The organism is Mycobacterium sp. NGS57 (assembly GCF_059812405.1).
This window is the reverse complement of sequence record NZ_JCALCP010000013.1, coordinates 71567-91324: the sequence shown is the minus strand read 5'-3', so window position 1 is coordinate 91324 and position 19758 is coordinate 71567. Positions and strand designations below refer to the sequence as shown.

Annotated in this window: 23 protein-coding genes and 2 pseudogenes; 7 read left to right on the top strand and 18 right to left on the bottom strand. The window is 69.9% G+C overall.

Translation table 11 applies throughout. The annotated features are described in order from the left end of the window. Nucleotides 1–76: 76 nt before the first annotated feature. Nucleotides 77–718 (bottom strand): TetR/AcrR family transcriptional regulator, encoded by a 642-nt coding sequence (locus AC5Y43_RS22210; RefSeq protein WP_499976051.1) that lies wholly within the window; start codon nucleotides 716–718, stop codon nucleotides 77–79. A gap of 76 nt (nucleotides 719–794) precedes the next feature. Between AC5Y43_RS22210 and AC5Y43_RS22205 the strand changes: the two genes are divergently transcribed. Further along, a complete protein-coding gene (locus AC5Y43_RS22205; RefSeq protein WP_499976049.1) occupies nucleotides 795–2264 on the top strand; it encodes a flavin-containing monooxygenase in 1470 nt (489 codons plus the stop codon). Here AC5Y43_RS22205 and rraA read toward each other — a convergent pair. The 10 genes from rraA to AC5Y43_RS22155 form a co-directional block, all read right to left on the bottom strand. Further along, a complete protein-coding gene (gene rraA / locus AC5Y43_RS22200) occupies nucleotides 2261–2749 on the bottom strand; it encodes a ribonuclease E activity regulator RraA (RefSeq protein ID WP_499976047.1) in 489 nt (162 codons plus the stop codon). The two genes, AC5Y43_RS22205 and rraA, sit on opposite strands and share 4 nt — an antisense overlap. 1 nt (nucleotide 2750) lies before the next feature. Further along, entirely contained in the window at nucleotides 2751–3203 is a 453-nt protein-coding gene (locus tag AC5Y43_RS22195; RefSeq protein ID WP_499976046.1) for an Rv3852 family protein, read from the bottom strand. Between the two features lie 117 nt (nucleotides 3204–3320). Then, a complete protein-coding gene (locus tag AC5Y43_RS22190) occupies nucleotides 3321–3845 on the bottom strand; it encodes a copper resistance CopC family protein (RefSeq protein WP_499976044.1) in 525 nt (174 codons plus the stop codon). After that, nucleotides 3842–4492 (bottom strand): YcnI family protein, encoded by a 651-nt coding sequence (locus tag AC5Y43_RS22185; protein WP_499976043.1) that lies wholly within the window; start codon nucleotides 4490–4492, stop codon nucleotides 3842–3844. The genes AC5Y43_RS22190 and AC5Y43_RS22185 overlap by 4 nt, the downstream gene beginning before the upstream one ends. A gap of 16 nt (nucleotides 4493–4508) precedes the next feature. Continuing rightward, on the bottom strand, nucleotides 4509–5165 hold the full coding sequence (locus AC5Y43_RS22180; RefSeq protein WP_499976042.1) for a DUF6474 family protein: 657 nt from the start codon (nucleotides 5163–5165) through the stop codon (nucleotides 4509–4511). 201 nt (nucleotides 5166–5366) lie between these two features. Continuing rightward, a complete protein-coding gene (locus AC5Y43_RS22175) occupies nucleotides 5367–5765 on the bottom strand; it encodes a transcriptional regulator (protein WP_499976040.1) in 399 nt (132 codons plus the stop codon). A 453-nt stretch (nucleotides 5766–6218) separates the two neighbouring features. After that, complete coding sequence (locus AC5Y43_RS22170) at nucleotides 6219–6914, bottom strand: TMEM165/GDT1 family protein (protein WP_499976038.1); 696 nt, start codon at nucleotides 6912–6914, stop codon at nucleotides 6219–6221. 251 nt (nucleotides 6915–7165) lie between these two features. Continuing rightward, entirely contained in the window at nucleotides 7166–7699 is a 534-nt protein-coding gene (locus tag AC5Y43_RS22165) for a peptidase (RefSeq protein WP_499976036.1), read from the bottom strand. A gap of 157 nt (nucleotides 7700–7856) precedes the next feature. Next, nucleotides 7857–8480 (bottom strand): superoxide dismutase, encoded by a 624-nt coding sequence (locus AC5Y43_RS22160; RefSeq protein ID WP_499976032.1) that lies wholly within the window; start codon nucleotides 8478–8480, stop codon nucleotides 7857–7859. A 164-nt stretch (nucleotides 8481–8644) separates the two neighbouring features. Beyond that, nucleotides 8645–8800, bottom strand: coding sequence for a hypothetical protein (locus AC5Y43_RS22155; RefSeq protein WP_499976029.1), 156 nt, complete (start codon nucleotides 8798–8800; stop codon nucleotides 8645–8647). A 552-nt stretch (nucleotides 8801–9352) separates the two neighbouring features. Here AC5Y43_RS22155 and AC5Y43_RS22150 point away from each other — a divergent pair. Further along, nucleotides 9353–10399, top strand: a complete 1047-nt coding sequence (locus AC5Y43_RS22150) for a DUF4328 domain-containing protein (RefSeq protein WP_499976027.1) — start codon at nucleotides 9353–9355, stop codon at nucleotides 10397–10399. A gap of 4 nt (nucleotides 10400–10403) precedes the next feature. Next, complete coding sequence (locus AC5Y43_RS22145) at nucleotides 10404–11222, top strand: glycerophosphodiester phosphodiesterase (protein WP_499976025.1); 819 nt, start codon at nucleotides 10404–10406, stop codon at nucleotides 11220–11222. On the opposite strand, the gene AC5Y43_RS22140 is transcribed toward AC5Y43_RS22145, so the two are convergent. Further along, nucleotides 11223–12170 (bottom strand): LCP family protein, encoded by a 948-nt coding sequence (locus AC5Y43_RS22140; RefSeq protein ID WP_499976079.1) that lies wholly within the window; start codon nucleotides 12168–12170, stop codon nucleotides 11223–11225. A gap of 380 nt (nucleotides 12171–12550) precedes the next feature. After that, nucleotides 12551–13357 (bottom strand): DUF2470 domain-containing protein, encoded by an 807-nt coding sequence (locus AC5Y43_RS22135; RefSeq protein WP_499976024.1) that lies wholly within the window; start codon nucleotides 13355–13357, stop codon nucleotides 12551–12553. A gap of 95 nt (nucleotides 13358–13452) precedes the next feature. On the opposite strand from AC5Y43_RS22135, the gene pheA reads away from it, so the two are divergent. Continuing rightward, a complete protein-coding gene (gene pheA, locus AC5Y43_RS22130) occupies nucleotides 13453–14388 on the top strand; it encodes a prephenate dehydratase (protein WP_499976022.1) in 936 nt (311 codons plus the stop codon). Then, entirely contained in the window at nucleotides 14385–15071 is a 687-nt protein-coding gene (locus AC5Y43_RS22125) for a histidine phosphatase family protein (RefSeq protein WP_499976021.1), read from the top strand. The genes pheA and AC5Y43_RS22125 overlap by 4 nt, the downstream gene beginning before the upstream one ends. Here AC5Y43_RS22125 and AC5Y43_RS22120 read toward each other — a convergent pair. The 3 genes and pseudogenes from AC5Y43_RS22120 to AC5Y43_RS22110 all read right to left on the bottom strand — a co-directional run bounded on the left by AC5Y43_RS22120 (nucleotide 15048) and on the right by AC5Y43_RS22110 (nucleotide 17024). Beyond that, complete coding sequence (locus tag AC5Y43_RS22120) at nucleotides 15048–15266, bottom strand: hypothetical protein (RefSeq protein WP_499976019.1); 219 nt, start codon at nucleotides 15264–15266, stop codon at nucleotides 15048–15050. The two genes, AC5Y43_RS22125 and AC5Y43_RS22120, sit on opposite strands and share 24 nt — an antisense overlap. After that, a pseudogene (locus AC5Y43_RS22115) lies at nucleotides 15263–15691 on the bottom strand (metallopeptidase family protein). Before AC5Y43_RS22115 ends, AC5Y43_RS22120 begins: the two are co-directional and overlap by 4 nt. A gap of 4 nt (nucleotides 15692–15695) precedes the next feature. Further along, nucleotides 15696–17024: a septum formation family protein gene (locus AC5Y43_RS22110; protein WP_499976018.1), complete on the bottom strand. Its 1329-nt coding sequence runs from the start codon at nucleotides 17022–17024 to the stop codon at nucleotides 15696–15698. 129 nt (nucleotides 17025–17153) lie between these two features. Here AC5Y43_RS22110 and serS point away from each other — a divergent pair, with 129 nt between their 5' ends. Continuing rightward, nucleotides 17154–18410, top strand: a complete 1257-nt coding sequence (serS, locus tag AC5Y43_RS22105; protein WP_499976016.1) for a serine--tRNA ligase — start codon at nucleotides 17154–17156, stop codon at nucleotides 18408–18410. Here serS and AC5Y43_RS22100 read toward each other — a convergent pair. Further along, a pseudogene (locus AC5Y43_RS22100) lies at nucleotides 18352–18540 on the bottom strand (helix-turn-helix domain-containing protein); the annotation flags it as partial. The gene serS and the pseudogene AC5Y43_RS22100 sit on opposite strands and share 59 nt — an antisense overlap. Nucleotides 18541–18561: 21 nt before the next feature. Continuing rightward, complete coding sequence (locus AC5Y43_RS22095; RefSeq protein WP_499976015.1) at nucleotides 18562–19044, bottom strand: DUF2834 domain-containing protein; 483 nt, start codon at nucleotides 19042–19044, stop codon at nucleotides 18562–18564. Between the two features lie 86 nt (nucleotides 19045–19130). On the opposite strand from AC5Y43_RS22095, the gene AC5Y43_RS22090 reads away from it, so the two are divergent. After that, a complete protein-coding gene (locus AC5Y43_RS22090) occupies nucleotides 19131–19754 on the top strand; it encodes a TetR/AcrR family transcriptional regulator (protein ID WP_499976013.1) in 624 nt (207 codons plus the stop codon). Nucleotides 19755–19758 lie beyond the last annotated feature (4 nt).

The window sequence follows — 19758 nt, the reverse complement described above, 5'->3', positions numbered from 1 at the left end:
TGTTCGCACGCGGGTCCGACGTCATCCGATGGTGGCGACCCGCGTCGCCCGGCTACGCCGCGCTTGCGATCGCCACTTAGTGGGCCTCGCCGTAGATGCTCGTGACCCAGATGTGGGTGAGCGTGTCGACGACGCGGTCCTCCTCGACTGCGGGCGTCTCGGCCGACAGCGCGGCCATCATCGTGCGCTCGTTCATCTGATTCAGCGAGGTCGCCAGGTCGGCGGCCGGGATGGTCTCGGGGGCGGCCCCGCGCGCCCGCTCGGCGGTGATCATGGCCGCCGTCTGGTCGATCCACTTCTGCATGAAGCCCAACCACACCGACCGCAGCTCCGAGCTGGTGGCCAGCGCCTCGGTCGCGGCCCGCGCCAGCGTGCGGTGCGAGCTGAACGCGGTGAAAAAGGCCTTGATCCCGTTGCGCCAGACCCGGCGTGGGTCCGTCGGCAGCCGCTGCACCGCGCCGTCGAACTCGGAGTCGGCGCGGGCGATGACCGGCTCCAGCAGCGAGATCAGCACCGCCTCCTTGGACTTGAAATAAAAGTAGAACGTCGGTCGCGACAGACCGGCGCCCCTGGCCAGGTCGTCGACGGAGATGCCGGCGAATCCGCGCTCTTCCAGGAGCCGCTCGGCCGTCGCGAGGATCGCCTGCTCGCGGTCGTCGCCCGAGGGCCGGATGGCGCGGCGGCCGCGCAGGGCACGAGTCTGGCCGGCGGTAGTCACGGCCGCCACTTTACACGGTGTTGAGAGTTTCAACATGGTGTTGACGGACTCGACACACCGTTGATAGCGTGGCCACATGACTGAGCACCTCGACGTCCTCATCGTCGGCGCCGGCATCTCGGGGATCAGCGCCGCCTGGCACCTGCAGGACCGCTGCCCCACCAAGAGCTACGCCATCCTGGAACGCCGCGACGACCTCGGCGGCACCTGGGACCTGTTCAAATACCCGGGCATCCGGTCGGACTCGGACATGTTCACCCTGGGGTTCCGCTTCAAGCCATGGCGCTCGGCGAAGTCGATCGCCGACGGCGCCGCCATCAAGGCCTACATCAGGGAGACCGCGGTCGAGAACGGGATCGACCGCCACATTCGCTACGGCCACCGGGTGATCGCCGCCGATTGGTCGGACGCCGAGAACCGCTGGTCGGTGACCGTCGAGCACGACGGCCGGCGCAGCGAGATGACTTGTTCATTCGTGTTCGCCTGCACCGGCTACTACAACTACGACGAGGGCTACTCGCCCACCTTCCCCGGCGCCGAGGACTTCGGCGGCACGATCGTGCATCCGCAGCATTGGCCTGAGGACCTGGACTACGCGGGCAAGAAGATCGTCGTCATCGGCTCGGGGGCCACGGCGATCACCCTGATCCCGGCCCTGGTCAACTCGGGCTCCGGCCACGTCACGATGCTGCAGCGCTCGCCGACCTACATCGGCTCGCTGCCGGGGGTCGACCCGTTCGCCGTGCGCGCCAACCGGTGGCTGCCCGAGCGGCTTGCGCACATCGCGAATCGCTGGAAGGCCATCGCGTTCAGCACTTTCCAGTATCAGCTTTCACGCAAGCGCCCCGCCTACATGCGCAAGACGTTGATGACGATGGCGCAGCGGCGCCTGCCGAAGGGCTACGACGTCGAGAAGCACTTCGGGCCGAGCTACAACGTATGGGACCAGCGGCTGTGCCTGGCCCCCGATGGTGACTTCTTCCGGACCATCCGGCATGGCAAGGCCGACGTCGTCACCGACACCATCGACCGGTTCACCAAAACCGGCGTCAAGCTCACCTCGGGTGAGGAGCTGCAGGCCGACATCATCGTCACCGCAACGGGTTTGAACATGCAGCTGCTGGGCGGGGTGCAGCCGACCAGGAACGGTCAGCCCGTCGACCTGCCGTCGTTGATGACCTACAAGGGACTGATGTTCTCCGGGATCCCGAACTTCGCGATCACCTTCGGGTACACCAATGCGTCGTGGACGCTGAAGGCGGACCTTGTCTCCGAATTCGTCTGCCGGCTGCTGAACTACATGGACGCCAAGGGTTTTGACATCGTGGAGCCACAACATCCGGGTAAGGACGTCGACGAGCTGCCGTTCATGGACTTCAATCCCGGCTACTTTCAGCGTTCGATGGACATCCTGCCCAAGTCGGGGTCGCGGGCGCCGTGGCGGCTCAAGCAGAACTACTTCTTCGACATGCGCACGATCCGCCGCGGCAAGGTCGCCGACGAGGGACTGCGGTTCTCCAAGAAACGCGCGGCGGTAGCGGCTTAGCGCTGGGCGGCCGACACGACGATGATGCCGTCGTCGTCGCTGTAGGCGATCTCGCCGGGCACGAAAGCCACGCCGCCCAGGCTGATTTCAACGTCGCGCTCCCCGGCCCCGGTCTTGGTGCTCTTGCGTGGATTGGTACCCAGCGCCTTGATGCCGAGGTCGATGCCGCGCAGCGCTGCCGCGTCGCGCACCGCGCCGTTGATGATCAGGCCCGCCCAGCCGTTGGAGCGGGCCAACTCGGCGATGACGTCCCCGACCAGCGCGGTGTGCAGCGAGCCGGCGCCGTCGATCACGAGCACCCCGCCGTCGCCCGGGCCCGAGAGCACCGATTTCAGCTGAGCGTTGTCCTGGAAGCAGCGCACGGTGCTGATCGGCCCGGCGAATTCCGAACGGCCGCCGAACTGGCGGAATTGCAGGTCGCAGCTGCGCGCATCCGCACCGATGCTGTCGACCAGATCGGCAGTCGGCTGGAAGCGCACCCTCACCTCAGCGGCGCCGCAGCTGCCGGATCAGCAGGATCGCCAACAGGCTCAGCGCGACGGCGACGATCAGCGGCACCGGCGATTGGCTCGGCGCGGCGGGCGCGGCGTGCGGTGAGACGGGGTCGGGAGCTTCGTCAACGGTCGACTTAGCTTGTGCCGCAGCATCTTTGGCGGCCGCGGCGAGTTGGCCGTTGGTTTCGATCCGCTGCTGCACCCCGAGTGGTTGCTCGGCCGGCCGCGGGGGCTCGGCGCTTTTGGCAGGGGCCTTCTTGGCCGGGGCTTTCTTCGCGGGCGCCTTCTTGGCGGGCGCTTTCTTCGCAGGAGCCTTTTTGGCGGGAGCCTTCTTCGCAGGAGCCTTCTTGGCGGCCTTCTTGACGGCCTCAGCCGGAGGTTTCTGCTCCGGTGGGATTGGGGCGCCGTCGGGTCCGCTGTCGGGGTGGTCCTGCGGGTCGGTCATTCGGCCGCTCCTTTACAGCTGTCTCGATGTCTCGCGCGCCGATTCCCATCATGCCAGGGCGGGCGGCGGGGCCTCGGCGGCGAGGGCGCTGGGGTTCCTCGAGCACCCGCGAGCCGCTCAGGGCCCTGAACGCCCGCGCCGCAGCGACCACAGGCCGGCCGCGGCGACCAGCGCGACCGCTACCACCACAAACGGCCACACCGGGATGCCGCCGCCGGCAACCGCCGGGCCCGCTGCGCGCGGCCCGGGCGAACCGGTGCCCGGGACCGTCAGGCGAAACGACCAGGACCCGGACACCACGTGGCCGTCGGCTGACGTCACGCGGTAGTTGACCGTGTAGGTGCCGGCCGGCCCGAGCGGTCGCAGGCCGACGGAAACGACCGCGCCCTGCACGCTCGGCTCCCCGGTCGACCACACGTTGCCGTCGGGTCCGACGACGGTCATCGCCGCGAACGTGGTCTGCAGCCGTTCGTTGAACGTCGCGCTCGCCCGGCCGGGACCGGTCGGCAGGACCGCGTTGTCGGCGGGGTCGGCGGACACGCGCGCGGCGTGCGCGGCCGCCTGCTGGGCGGTCAGGGTCGCGGCCGACAGCATGACGGCCAGCAGCAGGCCCAGCCACGCGACGACGGCCCGGCGCGTCATGCCCGTCGGCGGATCAGCGCGAGCGCGACCCCCAGAGCGGCGACCACCAGGGCCGCCCCGCCCAGGATGCGGGCGGTGTTGTCCGCTGACGTGGGCGGCGCGGGCGCTCCGGGTCCCGAGTGGTGCGCATGCGGTGCCCCGGCCGCCGTCGCGAGCGTCAGCGCGGGCGCCGGGTGTTCGGGCTCCCCGCCACCGGGCAACGGCGGCTGGTCCCACTTCACGACCGTCCCGTCGGCGTAAGTCTGCGTGGCGGGGAAGCTGACCGTGTCGGCATCGGGCAGCTGCACCGACAGCCGGAACAGCGCGAACTGGTCCACGCCGATCCCGCCGTTGGGCGCGGCGGTCCAGGTCACCGAGCGGACGGTGCCGGATGCGGCGTCGCGGTCGAGCCTGGCCGTCCACCCGGGCAGGGTCTCGGTGCTGGCGGAGCCCGCGTTGGGCAGGGCGACGGTCAGCCCGGTGGTGGCCGCGCCGGTGCTGGATTCGTTGGGCACCTTGAAGGTGACGATCGCGGTGCTGCCCCGCACGGGGTTGTCGGTGCTGGCGTGGACGTGCGCCCAGGCCGACGGGAGGCCCACCGCGGCACCCAGATACAGCGCGGCGGCCGCGGCGAGCGGGATCAGGACGCGCCCGGGGTGGCGTGACATCTGAAGCCGGTGGTCGTCAGGTCAACCCGAGGCGGGCCATCAGGTCCGCCTCGATGCCGTCGAGCTGCGGCGAGATCGCGGCGTGCGCGGCCCGGCGTCGCACGGCCGGCATGTTCTCCGCGGCGGTGACCGCCGCCGCCAGGTCGGCGAGCCGTTCAGTGATGGCGGCGACGAACTGGCGGGTCTCGTTGTCCTTGGGCTTGCGTTCCTGCACCATCCGCAGCGACTTTTCCGCCCCGGCAATGCGGGCCGACAGCTGGGCGCCGTGCCCGGAGAACTGGCCGATCTGCGCCAGCGGAACGCCGAGCTGATCCGCGCGCCGCTGGTCGATGAGCGCGCGGGCGGCCATTGCGGCCCGGTAGACCAGCGGCGTCAGGACAGGTGCCAGCAGCCGGGACACCGTCAGGACCCGGCGGATCCGCGCCGGCGACAGCAGCCTGCCCTCGCGTGCCGCCTTCAGCTCAGCCTCGGCGACCTTCAGGGCCGTCCGGTCACTGTCGCGCTGCGACTTGACCTGCGCCCGAAGCGCGCGCTCCGCTCCGCGGCGGTCCGCCTTGAGCCGGCGAGCGTCGTTCTTGGCGGCCAGCTTCGCGTCGAGTTTGGCGCGGGCCCGGATCGCGCGGGCCTCGGCGCGCCGCGTCGCGCGACTCTTTCGCGTGCGGAACAAGCCCATTCCCGCCGCCTCCCGGTGATCTCGCTGGCTGGCATTGTGCGTCGCGCTCGCGTGCGCGCGATCCTCGAGAGCCAACCCTAATCGGAATACGCCGACGGCAACCGTTCAGGTTGCGATGTTCCGCCGCGCCCGGCGTGGGCGTCCGCTAGGCCGATGGTGGCGACCCGGCACGCCCGGCATTCGCCGCGCTTGCGATCGCCACTAGGCGTCCAGGCGCTCCAGGCGGCGCAACTCGTTGACGCGCTCCACGACGTCCCGCTGTGCCTGCGGCGACAACTCCGCGGCGGCCGCCGCGATGCGGCGCACGCCGTCGTCGCGCATCGAGGACAACCACGACAACTCCTTGTCGAGCTTTTCGTAGTACTCGTCGTCGGTGAAGTAGGCCGGCTTGATGCGGAAGAAGTTGGCCAGGGCGGCCATGGTGGCCGACGACGGGTTGGTGCGGTTGCCCGAACGTAGCTGGGACAGGTAGGGAGCCGACATCGTGATGCCCTCCGCCTTGAGCGCCGCTATCACCTCCGCCGAGGTGTGCGGCCCGCGTCCGGGTGGATACACGGTGTCGAACAAGCGGTTGAGGCGGGCAGCGAACGTCGTGCTCATCGATATGACCTCCACTGGGCTGGAGAAGTGAATTGTTACCTAGGTGTATTTGCTGACCATGGTAGCGACGGTTTAGGCCGGCGGCCAGGTGCAAACCCCGGGCGGTTCGGCACCGACGTTGCCGACGGTTGCCGAATGCCCACTCGACGAGGGTCTAACTAATTCGCTGAAGTGTCCACGTATTCGGTGAAACTCACAGGTTATCCGCAGAATCCGGGTCCGCGGCCAGGGTGGCGGGCCGTCGGCATCGCGGCGGGGCGGACGACCCGGGCGACGATGCTGGGCAGTCGCACCGCAACCGGCTTGCAACTCGGCCCCCTTGTTGACATCCTTTGCTGTCAGTTCGAAACTCGGCCACCAAACGGGGCAAGGGTGCACCTTATGGCCCCCGAAGATACCCCCGGGGGCGAGCGGAGGCGCAGCGGCGTGAGCGAGACGGCCGCCGCGGGCGTTTCAGGTGACGGCCGGCGACCTCCCCGTGGGGGCAGCTTCTCTTCGGTGCCGGCGCAGAGTTTGCGCCGCGCTCACCGAGACGGCGGCCAGCGCCACCGAAACGGTCACGCCGACAGCCACCGGGCGCCACCCAAGCGCGCCGTCGAACAGCATCCACAGCCCGAACATCAGGAAGAGCAGGCTGGCCAGGGCGTGCAGAAAACCATGGGGAAGTCGCCGGTGCAGCAGCATCCCGACGCCAATGGCCAGCGCGTCGGCCAACACCATGCCCAGGGTGGAACCGATCCATACGCCGGCCCAGTCGTGATGGCTGGCCAGCGTGACCGTCGCCAGCGACGTCTTGTCGCTCAGTTCGGCGAGCGTGAACGAGGACACCACGGTCAGCAGCGCGAGGCGCGGTTCCCGGTCGGCCGACGCGCCCGGGTCGTCGGTGCCGCCCTCGCGCCACGCCCACACCGCGAAGATCAGGAATGCGATCGCCGACGCGAACGCGATCGGGCGCGCCGGGAGTGTGGCGCCGAGGAAGTGCCCGATCGCCACCGTGACGCCGTGCACCATGCATGAGGCGATCGCCACGCCGGTCAACACCACCCACCACCGGTAGCGCAGGGCATAGGTCATGGTGATCAGCTGGGACCTGTCGCCGAGTTCGGCGACGAAGACCACCCCGAGGGTCAGCAGCGTGGCGGCGAGCATGCGGGGCGACCTTTCGACACGTCGTCGGTGACGATCCACCGAACACCGGTCGAAGGTCTCGCCCACCGGCCCAATGGGCCCGGTTCGCCGGCCGGGCTATGCGCCAGTATGTCGACACGACGATTCGGGGCTACTCCCCTTCGATAACGGTCCCAGGCTAACGGGCAGATCGCCCCGACGCCAGAAAGAAGCCCAAGTTCGGGAACCCGTATTTGACGATTCGGTCGCCGAATTCGCGGGTTCGAATTGCCTTATGCCGCAAGCAGCATCGCCAGAATCGCCGTGTCGGGATGGCTGATGGGGTCGACCCCGACCCGGCTCACCATGGAGGTGATGGTCCCGTCGGCCTCCGCCTCGACCCAGGCAGCCCGGTGCTCCAGCCCGAGGTACGGCAGTCCGGGCAGCAACACGCATCCGGACGCCGCCCCGGTGCATTCCGGCAGCGAGGGCGTGGTCTCCGAGGGCGGATGCAGCATCAACAACGCCGGCGGTTGATGGTCGGCGAAATACCCTGGCTGGATGGCTGATTCACCGAAGACGGTGCCCTCGGCCAGCACCAGCCCCACGGTGCCCGGCTCGGGTTCGTCGGGCAGTTCCTCGCGTGCACCGAAAACCGTTGTGGTGGAGAGCAATCCGGGCAATGACGCGACTCTGACCGCCACCATGAGAAGTTGGGCCCACTCTTTCGTCGAATCGGGCCAACGCCCAGAGATCACAAACCCTTTCAGGGCGCCACGAGCATGGAACGGGGAAACCCCGATAGGACGGTCTGACCCGGTCTCCATTCCGACCTCCCGTGTGACTTCTCCGCCGATTAACCACACCGGTAACTCGAATAATTCAGCATGCATGCGGTTCAGGGGCGTTGCAACTCGACACGGCCGGGAAAGGCAAGGGCGCCACGCGATCCGCGTGGCGCCCGCCGCGTTTGCGAAAACAGTGTCAGCCGAAAATCAGCCCATTGGTCTTCGACGTCGCCGCCGCGTAGCGCTTCTGCACGTCCGCCCAATTGACGACGTTCCAGAAAGCCTTGACGTAGTCCGCCTTGACGTTCTTGTACTGCAGGTAGAAGGCGTGCTCCCACATGTCGACCTGCAGCAGCGGAATGATGCCGAGGGGGACGTTGGCCTGCTGGTCGTAGAGCTGGAAGGTCAGCAGGCGGCCGCCGAGGGTGTCGTAACCGAGCACGGCCCATCCCGACCCCTGCAATCCGTTGGCGGCGGCACTGAACTGAGCGCGGAATTTGTCGAATGACCCGAACGCGTCGTCGATGGCCGCCGCGAGGTCGCCGGTCGGCTTGTCGCCGCCGTCCGGCGACAGGTTCTTCCACCAGATCGAGTGGTTGACGTGGCCGCCGAGATGGAAAGCCAGGTTCTTCTCGTTCAGGAAGATCGCGGCGTGGTCGTCGTTGGAGCGCGCCTCCTCGAGTTTGGCAATGGCGTCGTTGAGGCCCTTGACGTAGGTGGCGTGGTGCTTGCTGTGATGGATCTCGTTGATCTGACCGGAGATGTGCGGTTCCAGCGCTGCGTAGTCCCAGTCCAAGTCGGGCAGGGTGTATTCAGCCACGGCATTCCTTTCCTCAATGATCGGTGATGATCGTCTTGACGCGCATTCGCACGGACTCCGCCACGCGGCGGCCACGCCCGAGCTTCACCAGTCAACCCTGCTCCATGACCGCGCGCGCCGCAAGGACGAGCGCTACGAGAGCGGGTTACCCGGCTGTGGTGATTTCAAGACAGGACTATGACGGCAAGAACCGCGAGCAGCGCCAGCGCGATGAGGGCGGCGCGCAACGCGGCGACGCTGTAGCTGTGGTTACAGGCGGGCGAGCCGGGAAACGAGTTCGACGCGGCCGACGAACCCGGACCGAACGAATGCGTGGCCATCAAGCGCCTTTCACCTGCACCCCCCACCCGTTTAGTGAGGTGAGTCACAACGGTTTTTCGTGACGGTGATCATAACCCCTCGCGCCGAAGTTGAGAAATGCGCCGCACCAATGGCGCTCCCGCGCCAGAGATGCTTAGCGAGCCAATCCATTTCGCTCCGGTGCCGGACGGGGTTGTTTATGGCACAGGCGTACCACCCGTCGGTTATCCACAACTGCGGTCCGGGGGCGACCGATAGCGCTTGCTGACGCGGTATGTACCCGGCCGTCAATTGTGGATAAACCTGTGGAAACTGTGGATAGCCCTAGGAAACTGTTGTGTTGCCCGGCCGTCTGCGGCGGGCCGCGCCGATCCCGGGTTGTGGGGGGCTGTCCGCTGCTCAACCGGACGCTAGCGCGGCCGGCGTCGTCACCGGCGCTGTGTCCGATTGCGCCGCCTCCTCAACCGGCCGCTAGCGCGGCCGGCATCGTCACCGGCGCTGTGTCCGATTGCGCCGCCTCCTCAACCGGCCGCTAGCGCGGCCGGCATCGTCACCGGCGCTACGCTGGTCCGGTGATCCAGGTGTGCTCCCAATGCGGCACGCGCTGGAACGTGCGCGAGCGGCGGCGCGATTGGTGCCCCCGCTGCCGCGGGGCGCTGATGGCGCCGCTGGCGGACGCGCCGACGGCCGACCCGCGCTGGACCGCCGAGGCCGGCCCGCCCCCGACGAGACCACCGGCGGTCCCAGCCTGGCAGCGCACCCCGCCGCGGCTGCCGGCCGGCTTTCGCTGGATCGCGGTGCGACCCGGCGCGGCGCCGCCCGCGCGGCGCGGGCGACGGTCCTTGGGCCCCACGCCGCACTACGCCGTCATACCGCGCTGGGGGCTGGCCGATCGCGTCGACCAGGCTCCGGCGACATCCGAAAAGCCTTCGCGGACAGGCCCGTCGGCGCCGGTCGTTCGCACCACGCTGTTATTGAGCGTGCTGGTCCTCGGCGGAGCCGCCCTGGTGTATGTGGCCCGCTACGTGCTGTTGATCATCAACCGGAACATCCTGCTGAACTCCATTTTGGCCGCCGTCGCGGACTGGGTCGGAATTCTGGCGAGCGTGGCGGCCTTCGCCGCGGTGATCGCCTCCGGCGTGCTGCTGATCCGGTGGTTGATCGCGCGGCGGGCGGCGGTGTTTTCGCATCACGACCTGCCCGAGCCGCGTTCCGTCCGGGCTTTGTGGGCCGGGTGCGTGGTGCCGCTGGCGAACCTGCTGTGGGCGCCGGTGTACGTCATCGAGCTGGCGACCGTCGAAGAGCACTATCCACGGTTGCGAAGGCCGATCCTGGAGTGGTGGATCGCGTGGATTTTCAGTTACCTGGTCTCGATCTTCGCCATCTTCAGCAGCTTCGCCACGGACGCCCAGGGCATCGCCGACAACACGGTGCTGATGGTCTTGGGCTATCTGCTCGCGGCGGTCACCCTGGCCGCCGCGGGCCGGGTCTTCGAAGGGTTCGAGCGCAAACCGGTCGAACGGCCCGCGCACCGATGGGTCGTGGTGGAACCGGAACACCCCGCCGGTCGCACGCCGGACGGTGCGGTTGAGCTGGAGGGGCAGGAACCGGCAGCATAGGGGTATGCCGTGGGCCGAAGAGGTGCTCGCCGGGCATCCCTATGTCGTCGCCCATCGGGGGGCTTCGGCGGCTCGGCCCGAACACACCCTCGCCGCGTACGATCTCGCGCTCAAGCAGGGCGCCGACGGCGTGGAATGCGACGTGCGGCTAACCCGCGACGGCCACCTCGTCTGCGTGCATGACCGCCGCCTGGACCGGACGTCCACGGGCGCCGGTCTGGTCAGCACGATGACGCTCGCCGAGTTGCGCGAGCTCGAATACGGTGCCTGGCACGAGAGCTGGCGGGCGGACGGTGCTCATGGCGACACCAGCTTGTTGACGCTCGACGCCCTCGTCGCGCTCGTGTTGGACTGGCGCCGGCCCGTGAAGCTGTTCATCGAGACCAAGCACCCGGTTCGCTACGGCTCCCTGGTGGAAACTAAGCTGCTGGCGCTGCTACACCGTTTCGGGTTGGCCGCACCCGCCTCGGCCGACAGGTCGCGCGCCGTGGTGATGTCGTTCTCGGCGGCCGCGGTCTGGCGGATCCGGCGAGCCGCCCCGCTGCTGCCGACGGTGCTGCTCGGCAAGACCGCGCGCTACCTGGCCAGCACCGCGGCCACCGCGGTCGGCGCCACCGCCGTCGGGCCCTCGTTGGCCACGCTGAAGGACTATCCGCAACTGGTGGACCGCGCCGTCGCCCAGGGCAGGGCGGTGTACTGCTGGAACGTCGACGAATACGACGACATCGACTTCTGTCGCGATGTCGGGGTGGCATGGCTTGCCACCCATCACCCGGGTCGCACCAAGGCCTGGTTGCACAACGGGCCCGCGGGCGACGACTAGCTACGGCTGCCCCTCGCGCGCCGCGGCGGGCACCGGCGCATCAGCGGCGAGGGCGCCGAACAACTCGTCGGCCGCGGAATGGTTCCACACCACCACCGCCCCGGCATCGCCGGAGGTGAATTCGCCGATCGGGACGGCCAGCGCGGCGGGGGATTGGTGCAGCTCCCAGCCGAGCCGGGCCAGGTCCCACACATGGTCGCCGCCATCGACGGTCAAAGCGCCGACGGCCGCGCGCGGCACCGAATACCAGCGCAGCGGGTCCAGCCACACCGCCGGGCTGGCGGCGCGGCGCAGCAGCGCGGCCACGAACTGGCGCTGGTTGGCCATCCGGTCGAGATCGGCGCGCGGGGTGTCACGGGTCCTGACGTAGCCGAGCGCGTCGCGGCCGCCGAGTTGCTGGCAGCCGGCCGGCAGGTCGATACCGGCCAGCGGGTCGGAGATCGGCGCGGCCGGGCACACGGTCACCCCACCCAGAGCGTCGACCAGGTCGGCGAAGCCGCCGAACCCGATCTCGACGTAGTGGTCGAGGCGCAGCCCGGTGGCCCGCTCGACGGTCCGGGCCAGCAAGGGCGCCCCGCCGATCGCGAACGCCGCGTTGATCTTGTCCCTGCCGTGCTCGGCGATCGGCACATAGGAATCGCGTGGGATCGACACCACCGTCGCCGCGATGCCCGACCGAACCTCCGGCACGTGCACCAGCAGGATCGTGTCGGTGCGGCTGTTGCCGATATCGCCGCCGGTCGCGAGGCCTTGCTGCTGCTCGGCGGTCAGACCCAGGCGGCTGTCCGACCCGACGACCAGCCAGTTCGTGCCGCGGCCGGCGCCCGGCCGGCCGGCGTAGTCGGCCAGCACCGGCTCGCGGCGCAGCTTGGTGTCGAACCACGCGGCCCCGCCCACGATGCCCGCGCCGGCGAGCAGCGCGGCGATCAGCACGGCGAGCGCGCACACCCGGACCCAGCGCCGGGGCGTGCGGCGCGCCCGCGGGCCGACGGGTCGCGGTGGAGGGCTCGATGGGGGGACCGGTCGCGCCACCCGGGGCAACGGCGTCGTCGCCGGTTCGACGGGCGGCGGTACCGGGGCGACCACCCGGGGCAGCGACTGCGACGGCTCGGGGCTTCGCCGCGCGCCGGGCCGCCGCCGCGCGGGTGATCGGTCGCCGCTCACCCGGATAACGTACGTGTCCGCCGTGCCTGGCCCGGGCGTCGACTGTGAAGCCAGGGCTTTCGCCGTGAGCCCAGGGCGCAAACCCGGCCCGAATCCCGCCCTACCCGCACACTGAAAGCCACCCGTTCACACTCGATAGGCGAACACCGCGCGGCGTGTCGCCGCTACCGGCGCGCCCGCAGCCCGTTGATGAACGGGCAGCCCATCAGCACCCGGATGGCCTGGCTCAGGCCGGTCATGTCGTCCACCGGTCGATGGAACGCCAGCCGGACATCCTGGTCGCCGTCGTCGCCCTCGACGCGGAACCGCACGCCGTAGCGGTCGAGGCCGAGCGGGCGAACCGGGCCACGCCGCAACGGCGCCGGCAGCCTCGAGACGAGCCGAGCCACCACGTCGTTATGGACGGTGTCCAGATGCCACAACAGGCCGGCCTCGACCTCGCAGAAGGGATCGGGCCGGGCGGCGAGCAGGTCCGTGACGGCGACGGGCTCCGCGCCGCTGGCGTCGGTGACGACCACGGATGCGACCTCCAGCCGCAGCAGCGTGTAGCGGACGTCCCCGTCGGCGGGGGCCGAGCGGGGGGTCTGGACCTGAAGCAGCGCCGGGTCGGGGCACTCGGCGGCGATCAGGTCGAGCACGTCGGTCACCATGTCGGCCGGGACCCGATGCAGGCGCCCGCGCACCCACACCAGCGACCGGACCGGCTCGCGCAACGGGAGCGGCGCGTAGTCCGTCAGCTCCAGCAGCGCCTGCGATCCGCAGGCCGGCCACTCTGCCTGGCCCCCGAAGCCGACGGGCAGCGCCACCGCGAAGGATCCGTCGGGCAGCAGGTGATGTACCGGCGTGGCGACCGGGTCCTGGCGCGCCGCCCCGGTCGCCCCGTCGAGGGCCAACAGCGCGCCGCCGGCCCGCGCGCAGGCGCTGCGGATGCGTTCGGCGGTCGTCGGTGCGGTGCTGCTCAGCGGTGTCACTCGTCCTCCTCGACGATATTAGGTAAGCCTAAGTTAACTTACGACCCGGGCCGTCGCAAGGCTTGTTTGGCGGCCGGCGCCATTAGGGTTGTGGCGTGGTCCGCATCGCCTATCTCGGTCCGGAAGGGACGTTCACCGAGGCGGCGCTGCGGCAGATCACGGCCGCCGGGCTGGTCCCCGAGCGGGGGGCCGTGCGGCAGTTGCCCATCGAGAGCACGCCTGCGGCCCTCGACGCGGTGCGCGACGGTGACGCCGATTACGCCTGCGTGCCGATCGAGAACTCGATCGACGGCTCGGTCATCCCGACCCTGGACAGCCTGGCGATCGGTTCGCCGCTGCAGGTGTTCGCCGAGACGACGCTGGACGTCGCCTTCAGCATCGTCGTCAACGCCGGGCTCGGCGCCGGCGACGTGCGCACGGTGGCGGCGTTCCCGGTGGCGGTGGCGCAGGTGCGCCAGTGGCTGGCCGCCCACCTGCCCGGGGCAGAACTGCGGCCGGCCTACTCCAACGCCGACGCGGCACGGCAGGTGGCCGAGGGCCAGGCCGACGCCGCGATCACCTCGCCGCTGGCCGCGTCGCACTGGGGCCTGGCCACCCTGGCCGACGGCGTCGTCGACGAACCCAATGCGCGCACCCGCTTCGTCCTGATCGGGCTGCCCGGACCGCCGCCGGCCCGCACCGGAGCCGATCGAACGTCGGTGGTGCTGCGCATCGACAACGTGCCGGGCGCGCTGCTGTCGGCGCTGGCCGAATTCGGCATCCGCGGCATCGACCTGACCCGCATCGAATCCCGCCCCACCCGAACGGAACTCGGAACCTACCTGTTCTTCGCCGACTGCGTCGGCCACATCGACGACGGCGCCGTCGCCGAGGCACTCATGGCGCTGCACCGTCGTTGTGCCGATGTGAGGTATCTGGGTTCGTGGCCGACGGGGTCGGCAGCCGGGGTGTCGCCGCCGCCGGCCGACGAGGCGTCGCGCTGGCTGGCGCGGCTGCGGGACGGCAAACCCGACGTGGGACCGGAGCGATGAGCGGTCGGCTGGTGTTGCTGCGGCACGGGCAGTCCTACGGCAACGTCGAGCGCAGGCTGGACACCCGGCCGCCGGGCGCGGAGCTGACGCCGTTGGGCCGCGACCAGGCCCGGGCGTTCGCCCACGGGTGGGGACGGCCGGCGCTGCTCGCCCACTCGGTGGCCACGCGGGCGTCGCAGACGGCCGGGGTGATCGGCGCGGAGGTCGACCTGGGCGCCCTGGAAGTCGCCGGCATCCACGAGGTGCAGGTCGGCAGCCTGGAGAATCGCAACGACGACGAGGCCGTCGCGGAATTCAACGCGATCTACGAGCGCTGGCATCACGGCGAGCTCGACGTGGCGCTGCCCGGCGGCGAGACGGGCAACGACGTGCTGGAGCGCGTCGTGCCGGCGCTGACCGAACTGCGGATGCGCTACCTCGACGATGCCGGCTGGAACGGCGACCTCGTCGTCGTCAGCCACGGCGCGGCGATCCGGCTGGCCTCGGCGGTCCTGGCCGGGGTGGACAGCACCTTCGCGCTGGACAACCACCTGGAAAACGCCGAATCGGTGGTGTTGGCCCCGATCACCGACGGGCGGTGGAGCTGCCTGCGCTGGGGCGCCGCCACGCCGCCGTTCTACCCGCAGGCCGACGCGACCCCGGTCGCGGACGCCGTCCGCTCAAGCACCGACCCGATGGGCTGACCGCTGCTCTGCGTCCGCGCATTCGCAGCCGACTGCGTCGCAATCGACCACGAACGCGTGCGGTAACAGCTCGGGGCTGTCGCAGTCCGGTTCGGTGCATTCCGACCGGCCCCAAAACCGGCCGAAGCTGTGACGAACGATGGTGCCGTGGCAGTGATCCAAGCCCGCCCGGCACTCGCGGCACTCAGCGCTCATACGCCGTTCATAGCACCCGGGTCCGACGATGTCGGGATGCCGCGCCCGCCAGCGGGCCGTTTTCCCCCGGGCTTTCAGGACCAGCCCAGTTCTTCCAGCCGGTCGTCGTCGATGCCGAAATGATGGGCGATTTCGTGGATCACCGTGACCGCCACCTCCTCGACCACGTCGTCGTCCGAGTCGCAGGCGTCCAGCAGCGCCTCGCGGTAGATCGTGATGGCGTCCGGCAGCGCCCCGGCGTAGTTCCAGTCGCGCTCGGTCAGCGCCACCCCTTCGTACAGCCCGAGCAGTTCGGCGTCCTCGGGGTGCCGGTCCTCGACCAGGATCACGACGTTGTCCATCGCGGCCGCCAACTCGGGCGGGATCAGGTCCAGGGCATCGGAGACCAGCTCGTCGAACCGCCGAGGGTCCATCCGCACGGGCACCCGGCTAGCCCGCCGGCGCGGGTCCGGCCGGCGCGGCCGGCGGTGCCTCCGGCGGGGGCGGTGGTGCCGGGGGCGCCTCTGGCGCGGGGGGCGCCGGGGGTGGTGGCGGAGCCCCGGCGTCGGCGGGCGGAGCCGGGACATCCTGCGGCGCCTGGGTGGCCGGCGCGCGCGGCGGGGTCACGACCGGCTGCTGCGGCAGGTGCTGATTGTTGGGCGGGATGGCGTCCGGCGCGCTGCTGGTGGGCTGGCTCGGCGCCTGAACCACCGGGATCGGCGGCATCGTCAGCCGCTCCTCGGGGATGTCGGGCGGGGCGATGGGCGGCTGACCGTTGATCAGCAACTGGCCCTTGGCGCTGTTCACCAGCGTGGCCCAGCCACCGTTACCCAGCGTCGCGCCGATGCTGCACGCGACCGAGCGACTGCCCGCCGCCCAACTCTGCAGCGACACGGTCGGGTAGATCAGCGTCAGCGTGGTGGTGCGCAGCTTGGTGGGCGCGAGGTAGGCGTCCGTCATCTTGGTGCACGAATCCTTGATGAACCCGTCCTGGTCGGGCTCGGCGGGCAGCCCGCCCGGGAACTTCTCGGCCAGGTTCACCCGGCCGGTGACCTCCATCGCGTGCGGCGCCGCGCAGTCCACGGGGACATCGATCGGCTGGTTGGTGGCCGAGTCGATGCCCAGGCAGGTGCCGGCCGGCCAGACCTTGGATTGGTCGACGTCGGAGACCTTGCCCTTGAAGACCTCCTGCCGGTTGTTGGCCCCCGGCAGTTGCAGGCCACACAGCATGCGGCGATCACCGGACTGACGCCAGGCCCGATCACCGGCCCACAGCAGGCTGACCATGAACTTGCTGTTCGGGTCGAACTTGGGCCCCAAATAGGTCTGGACGGCGGGCTCGCACTGCTCCTGGGTCATCTGCTGGATCCGGGCCGGCGAGGGCGGGGCGGCGTTGGGCCCGTACTCCGAGCCGGGAAATGTCCGCATGTCGACGGACTCGGCGACCTCGAACTTGTGGTCGTCGGCGCAGTTGACGATGCCGGCCGACTCCGGGGTGACGTCCGGCCACATCAGGCAGTCACCGGTCTTGGCGCGGTTGAACGCGGCGTCGCTCTTGCTCCCGGTGCTGGGCACCGGGTTGATGTAGCCGGCCAACCGCCCGGGCCCGGTGCCGACCGGAATGGCAGTGGCCACACCGGCGATCAACAACCCGCCGAGCGCGGTCAGCAACAGCGCCCGCCGGGTCGCGGTCGCCTGCAACCCGCGCGGCCACCGAAAGCTGCCGGGGCGGTGAGCCTCCGCGGCTTGCGAAACTTGCTCCTCAGGCGCTTGCGACATCCGTTCCATTCTGACAGGGCCCGTTGGGTGGCGTGACGAAAGTTGTGGATGTCAATTACTGGGGCCTGTGGGCTGGGGGGCCGGGATACTCTGCCGGCCGGGCGGGACCGCAAAAGTAATGTCGGGGCCGTGATCGACCTGAAGCTGCTCCGGGAAGACCCCGATGCCGTGCGCCGCTCGCAAGCCAGCCGCGGCGAAGACCCCGCGCTGGTGGACGCCCTGCTGACCGCCGACGCCGAGCGCCGCTCGGCGATCTCGGCCGCCGACGATCTGCGCGCCGAGCAGAAGGCCGCCAGCAAGAGCGTGGGCGCCGCGTCGGCCGACGAACGCCCGGCCCTGCTGCAGCGCGCCAAGGACCTCGCCGAGCGGGTCAAGGCCGCCGAGGCAGCCCAGGCCGGCGCCGAGACGGCGTTCACCGCGGCGCACATGGCGATCTCGAACGTCGTCGTCGACGGCGTGCCCGCCGGCGGGGAGGACGACTACCGGGTCCTCGACGTGGTCGGTGAGCCGGCCGCACTCGAAAGCCCCAGAGACCACCTGGAACTCGGCGAATCGCTGGGACTCATCGACATGGCGCGCGGCGCCAAGGTCTCCGGCTCGCGGTTCTATTTCCTGACCGGGCGGGGTGCCCTGTTGCAGCTGGGTCTGCTGCAGCTGGCCCTGCGGCTGGCCGTCGACAACGGCTTCGTGCCGATGATCCCGCCGGTGCTGGTGCGCCCGGAGGTGATGGCCGGCACCGGATTTCTGGGCGCCCACGCCGAGGAGGTGTACCGGCTGGAGGCCGACGACCTCTACCTGGTCGGCACGTCCGAAGTGCCGCTGGCCGGCTATCACTCCGGCGAGATCCTGGACCTGTCCGGCGGCCCGCGGCGCTATGCGGGCTGGTCCTCGTGTTTCCGGCGCGAGGCCGGCAGCCACGGCAAGGACACCCGCGGCATCATCCGGGTGCACCAGTTCGACAAGGTCGAGGGGTTCGTCTACTGCAAGCCCGACGAGGCCGAGGCCGAACACCAGCGGCTGCTGGGCTGGCAGCGCGAGATGCTGGCCCGCATCGAGGTGCCGTACCGGGTGATCGACGTGGCCGCGGGCGACCTCGGCTCCTCGGCCGCGCGCAAATTCGATTGCGAGGCATGGGTTCCCACGCAGGGGGCCTACCGCGAGCTCACGTCGACGTCGAACTGCACCACCTTCCAGGCGCGCCGGCTGGCGACGCGCTACCGCGACGAGAACGGCAAGCCGCAGACCGCGGCCACGCTCAACGGCACGCTGGGCACCACCCGCTGGCTGGTCGCGATCCTGGAGAACCACCAGCGGCCCGACGGCAGCGTCAGGGTGCCGGCCGCGCTGGTTCCGTTCGTCGGTACCGAGGTGCTCGAGCCGAGTTGAGCGTCGTCCGGCCAGGCGTGCGCCCGAAGGCGCGCCTGTAGGTGTCGATGAAGGCGCTGGGCGTGGCCCAACCACATTGGGACGCAACGGAAGTGACGTCATGGTGCTGGGCGAGCAGCACCAGCGCGTGCGCCACCAAACCGGTTGCCGCTTAGGCGTTTATCGCCTCGCGGGATTGGGCGTGCCGGCGCTGACGCTCCATGGTCGCGAAGTAGAAGGCGAACGCGAAGGCGAAGCTGGTGAACAGGCTGGACACGAAGTACAGCCACGGGCGCCGCAGCCCCCGGCGATAGCCGTCGACGATGGTGAACAGCGGCAGCAGAATCACATTCGCGATCGTGTAGTCCTGGCTGGCCGAGCTGGCGGCCGGGTTGGTGAACATCAGCCGGATGTAGTCGGCCCAGCTGCCGGGACCCCAGATCGGGTTCGTCGTCCCCTGGGCGTATTGCTGCACGAAGTGGATGTTGAACCACCAGCCCAGCACGACCGAGGCGGCGCCGACGACGTAGTACACACATTCCAGCGGCGAAAACAACGGGCCGCCGGCCGGCCGCGAGAAGACCTTGGCGTTGGAGGCGACGATCCAGCCGATGACGGAGAGCCCGAGAACCGCGTGCACGAGAAGCGAGACCATGGCCGCAGTCTCACCTCGCCCGCAAGTTTTGTCAATAATGTCAAAACCGGCGGGACGCCAAAATCATTGCTTGGTACCTTGCTGACATGGTCCGGCCGGCGCAGACCGCGCGCAGCGAACGCACCCGCGAGGCGCTGCGCCAGGCCGCCGTGGTGCGGTTTTTGGCCCAGGGCGTCGAGGACACCTCGGCCGAGCAGATCGCCGGGGACGCCGGGGTGTCGCTGCGAACCTTCTACCGGCACTTCGCCTCGAAGCACGACTTGCTGTTCGCCGACTACACCGGACTCAACTGGTTTCGGGCCGCGCTGGACGCGAGACCCGCCGACGAACCCGTGATCGACTCCGTCCAGTCGGCCATCTTCGCGTTTCCCTACGACGTCGAGGCCGTGACGAAAATCGCGGCGCTGCGCGGCGGCGACCTCGACCAGGGCCGCATCGTCCGCCACATCCGTGACGTGCAGGCAGACCTCGCCGATGCCATCGAGGCGCAACTGCGCAAACGTAGCCGGGCGACGGAGCTCGCGCCCGACGCCCGGCTGCGAAGCGCGGTGACCGCCCGCTGCATCGCCGCCGCGGTCTTCGGGGCGATGGAGGCCTGGATGGTCGGAAACGAGCGATCCCTCGGCGAGCTGGCCCGGATGTCGCACCTCGCGCTCGAAGCGCTGCGCGACGGCATCTCCGGCACGTGGCTGACCGTAGTTTCGTCATAATTGA

Excerpts from the sequence above, each read along its gene's own strand:
- AC5Y43_RS22205 (WP_499976049.1), top strand. The coding sequence starts at position 795 with ATGACTGAGCACCTCGACGTCCTCATCGTCGGCGCCGGCATCTCGGGG.
- AC5Y43_RS22145 (WP_499976025.1), top strand. The coding sequence starts at position 10,404 with ATGCCGTGGGCCGAAGAGGTGCTCGCCGGGCATCCCTATGTCGTCGCC.
- AC5Y43_RS22180 (WP_499976042.1), bottom strand. The coding sequence starts at position 5,165 with ATGGGCTTGTTCCGCACGCGAAAGAGTCGCGCGACGCGGCGCGCCGAG.
- AC5Y43_RS22195 (WP_499976046.1), bottom strand. The coding sequence starts at position 3,203 with ATGACCGACCCGCAGGACCACCCCGACAGCGGACCCGACGGCGCCCCA.
- AC5Y43_RS22095 (WP_499976015.1), bottom strand. The coding sequence starts at position 19,044 with ATGGTCTCGCTTCTCGTGCACGCGGTTCTCGGGCTCTCCGTCATCGGC.
- AC5Y43_RS22175 (WP_499976040.1), bottom strand. The coding sequence starts at position 5,765 with ATGAGCACGACGTTCGCTGCCCGCCTCAACCGCTTGTTCGACACCGTG.
- AC5Y43_RS22120 (WP_499976019.1), bottom strand. The coding sequence starts at position 15,266 with ATGAGCGCTGAGTGCCGCGAGTGCCGGGCGGGCTTGGATCACTGCCAC.
- AC5Y43_RS22110 (WP_499976018.1), bottom strand. The coding sequence starts at position 17,024 with ATGTCGCAAGCGCCTGAGGAGCAAGTTTCGCAAGCCGCGGAGGCTCAC.
- AC5Y43_RS22190 (WP_499976044.1), bottom strand. The coding sequence starts at position 3,845 with ATGACGCGCCGGGCCGTCGTCGCGTGGCTGGGCCTGCTGCTGGCCGTC.
- AC5Y43_RS22125 (WP_499976021.1), top strand. The coding sequence starts at position 14,385 with ATGAGCGGTCGGCTGGTGTTGCTGCGGCACGGGCAGTCCTACGGCAAC.
- AC5Y43_RS22185 (WP_499976043.1), bottom strand. The coding sequence starts at position 4,492 with ATGTCACGCCACCCCGGGCGCGTCCTGATCCCGCTCGCCGCGGCCGCC.
- AC5Y43_RS22165 (WP_499976036.1), bottom strand. The coding sequence starts at position 7,699 with ATGGAGACCGGGTCAGACCGTCCTATCGGGGTTTCCCCGTTCCATGCT.
- AC5Y43_RS22155 (WP_499976029.1), bottom strand. The coding sequence starts at position 8,800 with ATGGCCACGCATTCGTTCGGTCCGGGTTCGTCGGCCGCGTCGAACTCG.
- AC5Y43_RS22090 (WP_499976013.1), top strand. The coding sequence starts at position 19,131 with ATGGTCCGGCCGGCGCAGACCGCGCGCAGCGAACGCACCCGCGAGGCG.
- AC5Y43_RS22170 (WP_499976038.1), bottom strand. The coding sequence starts at position 6,914 with ATGCTCGCCGCCACGCTGCTGACCCTCGGGGTGGTCTTCGTCGCCGAA.